Origin of the sequence: Marinobacter sp. LQ44 (genome assembly GCF_001447155.2) — a bacterium.
Lineage (GTDB): Bacteria > Pseudomonadota > Gammaproteobacteria > Pseudomonadales > Oleiphilaceae > Marinobacter.
This window is the reverse complement of sequence record NZ_CP014754.1, coordinates 3,525,979-3,536,641: the sequence shown is the minus strand read 5'-3', so window position 1 is coordinate 3,536,641 and position 10,663 is coordinate 3,525,979. Positions and strand designations below refer to the sequence as shown.

The 10,663-nt window shown below is 56.1% G+C and carries 8 protein-coding genes, 1 pseudogene and 1 CRISPR repeat array; of the genes and pseudogenes, 2 read left to right on the top strand and 7 right to left on the bottom strand.

Annotation, left to right across the window (positions count from 1 at the left end; all coding sequences use genetic code 11):
- Positions 1 to 135: 135 nt before the first annotated feature.
- Both ASQ50_RS16255 and istB read left to right on the top strand, forming a co-directional pair.
- Positions 136 to 1,044 (top strand): annotated as a pseudogene (locus ASQ50_RS16255) (Mu transposase domain-containing protein); the annotation flags it as partial.
- Positions 1,045 to 1,055: 11 nt separating this feature from the next.
- The gene (gene istB, locus ASQ50_RS16250) at positions 1,056 to 1,811 is read left to right on the top strand and encodes an IS21-like element ISSpu5 family helper ATPase IstB (RefSeq protein ID WP_058092926.1); all 756 of its coding nucleotides are present in this window, start codon (positions 1,056 to 1,058) and stop codon (positions 1,809 to 1,811) included.
- A 97-nt stretch (positions 1,812 to 1,908) separates the two neighbouring features.
- Here istB and ASQ50_RS21530 read toward each other — a convergent pair whose 3' ends face one another.
- The 7 genes from ASQ50_RS21530 to cas8c form a co-directional block, all read right to left on the bottom strand.
- The gene (locus ASQ50_RS21530) at positions 1,909 to 2,418 is read right to left on the bottom strand and encodes a type VI secretion system PAAR protein (RefSeq protein WP_227513194.1); all 510 of its coding nucleotides are present in this window, start codon (positions 2,416 to 2,418) and stop codon (positions 1,909 to 1,911) included.
- A gap of 176 nt (positions 2,419 to 2,594) precedes the next feature.
- Positions 2,595 to 5,410: direct repeats of the CRISPR family, unit length 32 nt; unit sequence GTTTCAATCCACGCGCCCGCGAGGGGCGCGAC.
- A gap of 178 nt (positions 5,411 to 5,588) precedes the next feature.
- The gene (cas2, locus tag ASQ50_RS16240) at positions 5,589 to 5,882 is read right to left on the bottom strand and encodes a CRISPR-associated endonuclease Cas2 (RefSeq protein ID WP_022987784.1); all 294 of its coding nucleotides are present in this window, start codon (positions 5,880 to 5,882) and stop codon (positions 5,589 to 5,591) included.
- 12 nt (positions 5,883 to 5,894) lie between these two features.
- Positions 5,895 to 6,914 (bottom strand): type I-C CRISPR-associated endonuclease Cas1c, encoded by a 1,020-nt coding sequence (gene cas1c, locus ASQ50_RS16235; RefSeq protein WP_058091866.1) that lies wholly within the window; start codon positions 6,912 to 6,914, stop codon positions 5,895 to 5,897.
- Positions 6,911 to 7,540 (bottom strand): CRISPR-associated protein Cas4, encoded by a 630-nt coding sequence (gene cas4, locus ASQ50_RS16230; protein WP_227513193.1) that lies wholly within the window; start codon positions 7,538 to 7,540, stop codon positions 6,911 to 6,913. The genes cas1c and cas4 overlap by 4 nt, the downstream gene beginning before the upstream one ends.
- A gap of 15 nt (positions 7,541 to 7,555) precedes the next feature.
- On the bottom strand, positions 7,556 to 7,780 hold the full coding sequence (locus ASQ50_RS16225; protein WP_058091867.1) for a type II toxin-antitoxin system MqsA family antitoxin: 225 nt from the start codon (positions 7,778 to 7,780) through the stop codon (positions 7,556 to 7,558).
- A gap of 34 nt (positions 7,781 to 7,814) precedes the next feature.
- Positions 7,815 to 8,657: a type I-C CRISPR-associated protein Cas7/Csd2 gene (cas7c, locus tag ASQ50_RS16220; protein ID WP_058091868.1), complete on the bottom strand. Its 843-nt coding sequence runs from the start codon at positions 8,655 to 8,657 to the stop codon at positions 7,815 to 7,817.
- Positions 8,654 to 10,660, bottom strand: coding sequence for a type I-C CRISPR-associated protein Cas8c/Csd1 (gene cas8c, locus ASQ50_RS16215; protein ID WP_227513370.1), 2,007 nt, complete (start codon positions 10,658 to 10,660; stop codon positions 8,654 to 8,656). Before cas8c ends, cas7c begins: the two co-directional genes overlap by 4 nt.
- Positions 10,661 to 10,663 lie beyond the last annotated feature (3 nt).

The following is a 10,663-nucleotide window of genomic DNA, read 5'->3' as shown; positions in this document are numbered from 1 at the left end:
CTCCTTTCTGGATGTAGGAAAGGAAATCATGCGCCCAAACGGCATCTGTCGTTATGTGTCCTTTTACACGGGATCCTCCCTATGGATTCAAGGTCTTCCAAAGTGAACGGAACATAATGGGATAGGGAACATAATCCGGACAACCTCCGCTCCGGCGTTACCAAGGCTCACCGCTACGAGCCGGATCTAAATCCAACCTATCAGGACATGGCCGCCCATTATGGCGTGGCCGTTGTCCCCACACGGGCCCGTAAGCCCCGCGACAAGGCCAAGGTGGAAGGTGGAGTACTGATCGTCGAACGCTGGATCCTGGCGGCGTTGCGCCATCGTCAGCACTTCTCACTGGGGCAACTCAACGCCACCATCCGCGAGCTGCTGGAGCGACTCAACAGCCGGCCCTTCCGCAAGTTGCCCGGCTGTCGGCGCGACCACTTCGAGCAGTTGGATAAACCCGTTCTACAGCCATTGCCCGCAGAGCCGTATGTTTACGCGGAGTGGAAGAAGGCCCGGGTGCACATCGACTACCATGTGGCCATCGACGGACATTACTACTCGGTGCCCTACACCCTGATCAAGAAAGAGGTAGAAGTCCGGATTACCCACAACACCATCGAATGCTTTTACCGGGGCAACCGGATCGCCAGTCACCGGCGCTCCGACCAGAAGGGACGACACACCACCATCGCCGCTCACATGCCTGAGTCTCATCGCCACGCTGGTGACTGGTCACCAGAACGTCTGATCGCCTGGGCGGCCAAGACCGGCCCGGCTACCGAGAAGCTCATCCGCACGGCCCTCGGAGCCCGCAAGCACCCGCAACAGGCCTATCGCTCCTGTCTGGGCATACTACGGCTGGGGCAGAGCTACGGTGAGTCGCGGCTGGAAGCCGCCTGCCAGCGTGCCCTGATGCTGGGCAGTTGCCGTTACAAGAGCATCGAATCCATCCTCAAACACCGTCTGGATCAGCAGCCTCTGGAAGAACAACAGGAACTGGCCTTGCCCGACACACACGACAACATCCGCGGCCCTGCCTACTACCACTGAAGGAATCTGACATGCTAAAACATCCCACACTGGATAAGCTCCACGCCCTCAAGCTGACCGGCATGGCCGCCGCCCTGGCGGATCAGTCAGCCACCCCCGACATCACCGATCTGAGCTTCGAGGAGCGCCTCGGGCTACTCGTGGACCGGGAAATGACCGAGCGAGATAACCGGCGCATGACCAGCCGGTTGCGCCGTGCCAGGCTGCGGCACAATGCCATCCTCGAAGACATCGATTACCGGAACTCACGGGGCCTGGATAAAGGGCTGGTGCAGTCACTGGCCGGCTGCCAATGGGTAAAAGAGCACCTGAACGTGCTCATCACCGGTCCCACCGGGGTTGGCAAAACCTGGTTGGCCTGTGCCTTGGCACACAGGGCCTGCCGGGAAGGCTACACCGCACAGTATGTGCGCCTGACCCGGCTGCTACGGGAGCTGACCATTGCCAAGGGCGATGGCCAGTACGCCAAACTCCTGACCAACCTGGCCAAAGTCGACGTCCTGATCCTGGATGACTGGGGACTGATGAAGCTGAGCGCCGAAAATCGGCGAGACTTGCTGGAGGTACTGGAAGACCGGCATGGCAGGCGCTCCACCATCGCCACGAGCCAATTACCCATCGAGGAATGGCATGGTGTAATCGGTGACGCCACTCTGGCCGACGCCATCCTGGACCGGCTCGTTCATAACGCCTACAAGATCAATCTCCGAGGCGAATCCATGCGAAAACGGCAAGCAAAGTTGACGGACACTGAGATTTCGGAGTAAGAAGAGAAACCCCGCGTCGCTACGCTCCGATGGGTGGCAGCCTTGCTCCGGTCCGGGTGGCAGGCTTCACGTGGAATGGGTGGCAACCTTCAGCGGTTTACGCACCAGACTCATCAATAGCCTTGGTGGCCTGAGAAGGGGTTGCGGCTGAGCCACCTCTTCCACCTGCCTGGCTGGAGGCGCTACTGCGCAGCTGCGCGCCGGAGGAGGCCTGCATGCCGTTTGTGTGTGTTTCTGCTGTACTGGATTCTGAGCTCAAAGGCGCAGAGTGAGAATTGGCCCCCGAAACACCAGAGAATGGCAATGGCGCATGGGTATCGCCAACCACCACGCTACTACTGCCAATGGTGACGCCACCACAGGAAATCGCACCACCGGTTGTGGCAACGGGTAACCCATTAATGAAAACCGTGCTTGAACCGGAAGCGATAGTACGCGGATGAGGGGAATGCTTGGGTTTGGAGTGCGGGGCAAGTTGGTCACCTACCCGCGCGACGGGCTTGCCGTCGATGAATACATCCGGGGAACCATTGATTATGGGGGTGGGCGGAAAACCCTCATGGTCGGTACCTAGATCCCCCAACAGCACAACTTTCTTGCCGCTCATGGCTTTGCTCCATGCTTCTTCCTTGATGCCCGAAAATCCTCGGGGTTCCTTGACGGGCAATCCTGCCCTCGTGCCAGCTTTATTCAGACCGCATGTGTTCCGTGTACATGCAAACCAGAGTGTATCAGCACCGCTCGGCCTGAAGGAAGCATCGTAAGCGTCCAGCCAGCCATGGGGTTTCAATCCACGCGCCCGCGAGGGGCGCGACCTTTGCGTAGGCTCTGGACTGCCGAGTTTGAGTTGTTTCAATCCACGCGCCCGCGAGGGGCGCGACATCAGCTGGTATCAGGTCAGCGCAGACCACATGGAGTTTCAATCCACGCGCCCGCGAGGGGCGCGACAGCGCCAAGCATCCCATCACGCTCTGGCCAAGGGCGTTTCAATCCACGCGCCCGCGAGGGGCGCGACCCCGGCACCTTTGAGATGGACATAGGCATAGAAGTTTCAATCCACGCGCCCGCGAGGGGCGCGACACGGAGGCGTTGGGCGTAACGGTCTGCCTGCTCAGTTTCAATCCACGCGCCCGCGAGGGGCGCGACACAGCGTACCTCAAACCGGCACTTGGTTGCTGGAGTTTCAATCCACGCGCCCGCGAGGGGCGCGACTTGTTGTATTCCAGCTTTTCGTCCATGGCCCCGTGTTTCAATCCACGCGCCCGCGAGGGGCGCGACCCATTACTTCCAAACCTCCATAGCAGACTCCAGAGTTTCAATCCACGCGCCCGCGAGGGGCGCGACCTCCATTGAAGAAACGGTGCGCAACCTGGTAGCTGTTTCAATCCACGCGCCCGCGAGGGGCGCGACACCCGGCTTTCCGCCCACAAGGCACACACCAATCGTTTCAATCCACGCGCCCGCGAGGGGCGCGACCATCCCGGTCACACTCCGCAGGCACGCGCATTGTGTTTCAATCCACGCGCCCGCGAGGGGCGCGACGCCCTGCGCCGGTTGTGGTGTATGGTAAAGTGGTGGTTTCAATCCACGCGCCCGCGAGGGGCGCGACTTTCTGGCGTTTCAGTCATGGCCCTGGCTCTCCTGTTTCAATCCACGCGCCCGCGAGGGGCGCGACTTGACTCATCCGGCCACCATTGGCCATATCGCTGATGTTTCAATCCACGCGCCCGCGAGGGGCGCGACCACCCGGGATATCAGGCAACCCAAAATCTAGGCGGGTTTCAATCCACGCGCCCGCGAGGGGCGCGACGGCGCGCCCCGGTCGGAGCAAAGGTTACCAGCTTGTTTCAATCCACGCGCCCGCGAGGGGCGCGACTCAGTAGCTCCATATAATATTAGGCGTTTTGCTTGTTTCAATCCACGCGCCCGCGAGGGGCGCGACGATGTAAAGGCATGGGCTCAAACTTTAGATAGGTGTTTCAATCCACGCGCCCGCGAGGGGCGCGACGCTTTTTGGTTGTGACCTTGATCATTAGCGCCAGTTTCAATCCACGCGCCCGCGAGGGGCGCGACTCGTCGTCAGCTTCTTCCGCCAGCGTCTCCACCAGTTTCAATCCACGCGCCCGCGAGGGGCGCGACCCTATCGCGTCGTTTGTACTTATCACTCCATCTTTGTTTCAATCCACGCGCCCGCGAGGGGCGCGACACAAACTCACGGCTTTCCTCACTCAGGGTGACACGTTTCAATCCACGCGCCCGCGAGGGGCGCGACTCGGACGGTCGATAAAGAGACGGTCGCATGGTGGTTTCAATCCACGCGCCCGCGAGGGGCGCGACGCTTGGACAGGGCAACGCCTCGCGTGGCATTCGTGTTTCAATCCACGCGCCCGCGAGGGGCGCGACAAAGCCATGAGAGGCCGGAAGCGTCCTCGCAAAGTTTCAATCCACGCGCCCGCGAGGGGCGCGACGGGAAACGCTGCTGGAAGACTCCCAGATATTTCGTGTTTCAATCCACGCGCCCGCGAGGGGCGCGACGTTGGCTATAAGCCTATTCATCGAATTCTTACGGAGTTTCAATCCACGCGCCCGCGAGGGGCGCGACGCGAGTACGGCGAACAACTCCGGCTGCAGCTTGAGGTTTCAATCCACGCGCCCGCGAGGGGCGCGACCTACAGATCGGAAATAATTGCCGCTCGAAAATTTGTTTCAATCCACGCGCCCGCGAGGGGCGCGACGGCAGGACATCCATTACGTGCATGTCGCTAGACGGTTTCAATCCACGCGCCCGCGAGGGGCGCGACCTTGACTTGATGTCCCGCTGCGTGATCTGTTCGCGGTTTCAATCCACGCGCCCGCGAGGGGCGCGACGCGTCCAATGAAAGATTTCGAGACAAACCTGATTGTTTCAATCCACGCGCCCGCGAGGGGCGCGACCGGTATTTAGGCCGATCAATAAGGTCGCCAATATTGTTTCAATCCACGCGCCCGCGAGGGGCGCGACTCCAGGGCACGGCCGGCAATGTCCGCGCTGGCCTGTTTCAATCCACGCGCCCGCGAGGGGCGCGACCGGGGCGCCTTTCCCTCAAATCGTCACCGGAAACGTTTCAATCCACGCGCCCGCGAGGGGCGCGACGGGCTTCACATGCGAGATCCGCGAGGCAAACAAGGTTTCAATCCACGCGCCCGCGAGGGGCGCGACGCAAAGCGTTTAACGCTGAATGCCGGAGATTGGAGTTTCAATCCACGCGCCCGCGAGGGGCGCGACACCCCAGATCAGGTAGTTCGTGTCACCCTGAGTGAGGTTTCAATCCACGCGCCCGCGAGGGGCGCGACGCCTTTTTCTCACCCTTCCACGCACTGAAACAGGGGTTTCAATCCACGCGCCCGCGAGGGGCGCGACATACGGGCGTTGGCGCGAACCCTGCGCACCTACCGGTTTCAATCCACGCGCCCGCGAGGGGCGCGACTATTGGCCGCGCCGGCCATGTCCAGGCGGTAACGGTTTCAATCCACGCGCCCGCGAGGGGCGCGACGAAAGGCGAATACGAAACCCGACACATGCAGGCGGTTTCAATCCACGCGCCCGCGAGGGGCGCGACCGCCCTATCCTAACCTACTGAACCGAAAGCAACCATTCCTTCCATTCCGCTAACATGAGCACGCAATTTTACTTTTTTGACTGCTCCTGGATGGGCAAATACAGAAAGGCCAGGCGCCACAAGGGCCCTGGCCTTTCGCTAACATCGCAGCTTTTTAATGAGCACTACCGGTTAGCGATCACAAAATCATCGCATCCCGGAAAATATCCGGAGCTGGCTTCGCTCCATGGTGTTCAATTCGATTTTTCCAGTTTTTACCGAGTTTGTAGAATCTCAGGCTATCCTTCTCTTCATCATAAAGACCCAGTAATTCGTCCCTGAAAAAGGTCCACTGAGCCGGATCAACCTCACATTCGAACACCGAATACTGAACACGCACCCCATAATCGAGACACGCTTTTGCCACTCGCCTCAACCGCGCTGGACCCTGCGGGTCCTCCATCGAAATGTCGTATGTAACCAGTACCATCATGGCAGAACTCTCCTACCGGAAGACACAGGGTGGGTATCTTTCAAGATCATTTCTGAGGTGGCGGGCGAGCAGCATCGCCTGAATATGCGGAATGATTCCTATCGGCACTTTCTCTTTGAGGAAGGGGTGCATCACTTCCTGCTGCTTGCGTTCCTGGTAGCTCACCAGAAGCGTTTTTCGAGCACCGTCTGACATCCTGACCGCTCCGGAGGACTCGGTGACGAAATCCTTTGCTCTCAGCTGTTTCCGGTTTATCAGGCTCAGTACGAGCCTGTCCGCCAACCATGGCCTGAATTCTTCAAGAAGGTCCTGTGCGAGACTGTCACGACCTGGCCGATCGGCGTGTAAATAGCCTACTTGGGGATCCAGACCCACACCGTTAAGTGCGGCACTGATATCCTGGCCAAGGATCGAGTAAACAAACGACAATAACGCATTAACCGGGTCACGAGGGGGCCTTCGATTTCTTCCTGCAAAAGTGAATTCCTCGCGGGCACCCTTGTTAATCAATCCTCCAAAGACTGCAAAATATTGCGCAGCAGCATCTCCTTCGATGCCTCTCAGGGAGTCAAGGTTGTCGACATGTCTTGCCAATCGGATTGAAGCCGCAAGGTGCTTCACCGCCCTTCCCAGGGATTCTGTTTCCCCATGATTGCGCTGTTGTCTGAGTAGCACATTCCGGCAACCAACCAACTTTGCAGCAACCACGGAGCGGGCGATTTCAAGGCTCGTTGATTCATCAGCATTGTACTGAGCACGCCTGAGGAGCACGTTGCCTGATTTCTTTCCCTGTAGCCGCCCATAAAAGCGGCCATATTCAGTAAAGAATGCCAGGTTTACTCCCTTCTCCCCGCAGAACCCCATCAGGGCTGGAGACACGAGGACGTTTCCGAAGCAAAACAAACCGGAGACTGAGTGAATGGGCACCTGCATGAGTTTCGTGCGCTCATGCTCTATTACAACGGTTTCACGCTCCTTGTGCACATAAGCGCCTTGTCGGGTGACGTAAAGACTGTTCTGGAGCTTTTTCACTGCCGATCCACCTCGTCAAACAACTCATTTACGTACCGTGTGCTTCCGTCATTTCCAAGCAGTTTCGGGTTGCACAAATCGTATAGCGAGCAAGAGTCACACTTCTTTTCGTAAGCGGCTTTGGGGGTTTGGCCGCTGCGGAGCAAATTGCGTACTTCAGTAATGACAGCCCGCGTCTCTTCCCTAAGCTCATCTGTGAATGCCACCTCATCCCGATGGCGAGCCTGCCAATACCAGAGCGCTCCTGAAGGCACAGTCCGACCCTGCATCTCTTCGAGACAAAGCCCTTGGGCACATAGCTGAATCCGGTCCCAGCTATCGCGCTTGGGTTTGCCTCTTTTATACTCGACCGGTTTCATTGTCCCGGTTGACAGCTCGATCTCCACCAGGTCCAGCTTGCCGGTGATCCCGAGCGACTCAGCACTGACCAAAACACCTCGCTCATAGCGAATGCCCTTGCGGGTTTCCGGCTCCCCCCGGTCTACCCGCTGATGCAACACTTGCCCTTGTGCCGTCAGCCAGTTCTCTGCCCACACCTGTTCGTTGTGAATCAGAGCGCATTGGCGGGGGCAGAAGGCATAGTGCTGCAACGCGGAAAGCGGAACCAGCTTTTCATCCAGCATCATCAGGGCACCCTTAATTCAGGCAGCGAACTGAATCACTTCTACCTCCTGATTCTGCTTGATTGCCTCCTCCGCCATGCTCAGAATTTTCGCGGAGATTGCATCATCGAGATAATACTCACCACAGTTATCACAAATTTCAGCAGGCACATTTTTGACAACAATGGTTGCATCCCCCCTTGTCATGGTGACGGTGGTAGTGCCAAGGTTGGTTTCGCCGTTTTTACAGATTGCGCATTTCATTCAGGCTCTCCTTATGTCGCAGATGAATTCCTAATTAGAACCCATCAATAACTTCTGGAGTCAGCCCATCCAACTCGTCGAGGGTTATCCCTCCATCTTCACCTACATTGAGTGAACGATGAACTTTGGCTGACGAATACTGCCCCGATTTACTGCCATGCTCCCACCAGACGACCTTTTCGACCGTCATGCTTCCCTCCGGACGTGCAGATGACGCGTCTCCTTCAAACATCCTCGGAAGAACCTGTTTAAACTTTTCCGCGTCCTCATCACTGAATCCAGTACGTTCCGCAAGCTGTGGCGAAATCGCTCCGTATGCGACGTATACTGCTTCATCAACACGGTGCTTCATCCCCATAGTGTCCGAGCCCCGCTTAGAACCATCACCTTCACCACTAACACTTTTCGTAATCTGAGAACTCGTGATCGATACTGGTTCAACGCTAAAAGCAGGGTGAATAGATACCGGCCCCCGAATTGGCACGGAGACACCTTCTTTTGCATCAGCTTTGAAAGCAAACAACTGACCAAAAGCTCGAACATCAAACCATTTCTGACATGCCTGCTCAGCCGTTTTCACCGGGGAACTCTTTTTCGCATTAAAAGCATCTTTGCCCAAACCATATTCTTCAGATTCCGCGCGATTTTTCAGGCTGGTCATACCATCTGTTTTTTTCTCATCGGATTGCACAAATATGACTTCTCCTGCGTCCTGAAGTCGGTCACGAATTTTTCGCTTCAGACAAACATCGGACACCTCACCATATCCCTCATAATTTGTGCGTGGGCGATTACCATTCAATGGATCCCCATTGGGATTCGCATTCTTTACGGAAAAGACCACCGCAAAATCAATCTTCCTGGACAGTACACTCATTGTTCAATTCCTTCATTTATTGTGTTCTCGGTTTCGGCTTCAGCCTTTGAAATCCAGTGGCCACCTGAGAGCTTGTGATCCCGCAACCACTTGCGCTGGCAATGAAATCCCAACAGGAACTCGCCACTCAGTCGCTTGTCACTAGAGAAGTCGTCCGGACTCCGAAAGGAGCTGAAAATACTGTCGAGCAGAGTCTTGTAAGCACCTTCCAAAGCCGGGCTTTTTGTTCTGAGGCGCTGCTGGTAGGGAGTCAAAGCTTTTTCAATTGTTAACCATGTAGAAGCGGGGCGATCAGCAAAACGCTGCATCAACCTGCTAGCCTGAGTGGAGCGAGCAGACTCAGATGCCAAAAACATTGCCATTTCCTCAATGCGTTCCCCAACCGCCAGCAACCGTCCATAAAGATAATCTCTGGAATCATATTCTGTATCTAAAGCCATGGCATACTCTCTTCTTATTGAATTGCTGGGGTGTCGCGCGTGAAATCCTCGATAGAGGGCACAAGCAACCCCCAAATTTCGCTCCCACTCCCATTTTTCCGAACCATTTGGATTGGAGGCGCGCCTAACTGTCAGGTCGACCAAATCTCGGGGTATTGGGCGACCCTCGATTATTGATGGCAGAAGGCGTTCGTACAGGTTCTTTTTCAGAGCCTCATTGCTCTTTATTACATCGCCATACGCTGCATTCAAAATCGCCCACGGCGAAGGTGCACTAACTGGCCAAATCACCTCAGTTCGCTTTCTTCCACTGCCAGCTTTCATCTCCTTGGACACGCGTTGAGGCCAGGCCAATTCTTGATGCCAAAGCTCCACCTTTTCCAGATATTCCTCGGCGATGAAATCACGATAATAAGTGATCGCCATCCGTCCTGGAGTGGCAGAATCCAGAGCCATAATCACAACGCTTTCCATTGGCTCCAGCCTGGCCCTGTACCCTGCCATGTAGAGATGCAGAGAGTGGGCGAAACGCTGACCAAGATCTTTAGTCAAATCCCTTAACAGCGTAGCGTTCTGATCTTCTGAATTATCAACCGTGCTGTAGTCATTCAGGTCAAACTCATGTGTTGCAGCGAAAAGATCAGGAAGTTCTCGGCCCGAAACGGCCCAGGCAACCATCACTTGGTCTCCGTTTCGATGTCCTTGCCTTGAAATAAGCCACCGAAGCGCACTATGAGCTTTTTGGGTGACTTCCAGGCTGACACCGGCGGCCTGGCTACTGTTGAGAAAGCGCCCGCGAAATGTGAAGCCAGAGTGGTCATTGGCTGATATTAGTTTTGCCTTGTCCCCGGTGTGGCGAAGTTTTGCAGGATGATTGCTTGCACGAGGCTCATACCCACCAGTTACGTAGCAAAGCGCTGGCGAGCCAGCGCTTTGAGCATTGTAATGGATCCAGCTCTCTTGAACGCTCGTGTCTAACCATGTCTGTGGAACCGGATCTCCCTCAGTTTCAACCGACCAGCAAACTAAAGCGTTACCTTGCTCTGTTGTTCCCTGCTCTTTGGGAAGCACCTTGAACAACAGAGGCGGCGAATCATCTTGAAGGGCCCACTTGGTCAATAAATAAGCCCCCTGATCATCTAGCTGACAGATCCCAGATTCCACGAGATCTTCAACTACTCTTCGCCCCTTCACATAATTCAAAACTGCCCTTACCTTGGGATGAGACCATTCTGAATCACACCAATCCTGAAGCTGCCGTAAATACCCCTCGAAATACGCTTTCTTCTTACCACCGTACTTGGGGTAATCTGCTGCTACATAATGCACCTTATCTGCCAACGGGTGCGGCGCCTCGCCACTCGCTCTGCCGGCAGATCGCTCAGTAGCGGGCAGCACAATCTGGGTTTTTTCCAATACGCCGGCTCTTTTGAAGTGGCCATTACCATCCAACACAATATTGATATGAGCATTCTGGAGAGTGTGGCTAATCGGCATAAGAGCGGAGCCTTCGGATTCCGCAAACTCCATACCTTTTTCATAGGTTTCATAAAGCTTTGCCATCCA

Coding starts and splice junctions, on each gene's coding strand:
- istB (WP_058092926.1), top strand. CDS start 1,056: ATGCTAAAACATCCCACACTGGATAAGCTCCACGCCCTCAAGCTGACC.
- ASQ50_RS21530 (WP_227513194.1), bottom strand. CDS start 2,418: ATGAGCGGCAAGAAAGTTGTGCTGTTGGGGGATCTAGGTACCGACCAT.
- cas2 (WP_022987784.1), bottom strand. CDS start 5,882: ATGATGGTACTGGTTACATACGACATTTCGATGGAGGACCCGCAGGGT.
- cas4 (WP_227513193.1), bottom strand. CDS start 7,540: ATGATGCTGGATGAAAAGCTGGTTCCGCTTTCCGCGTTGCAGCACTAT.
- ASQ50_RS16225 (WP_058091867.1), bottom strand. CDS start 7,780: ATGAAATGCGCAATCTGTAAAAACGGCGAAACCAACCTTGGCACTACC.
- cas7c (WP_058091868.1), bottom strand. CDS start 8,657: ATGAGTGTACTGTCCAGGAAGATTGATTTTGCGGTGGTCTTTTCCGTA.
- cas8c (WP_227513370.1), bottom strand. CDS start 10,660: ATGGCAAAGCTTTATGAAACCTATGAAAAAGGTATGGAGTTTGCGGAA.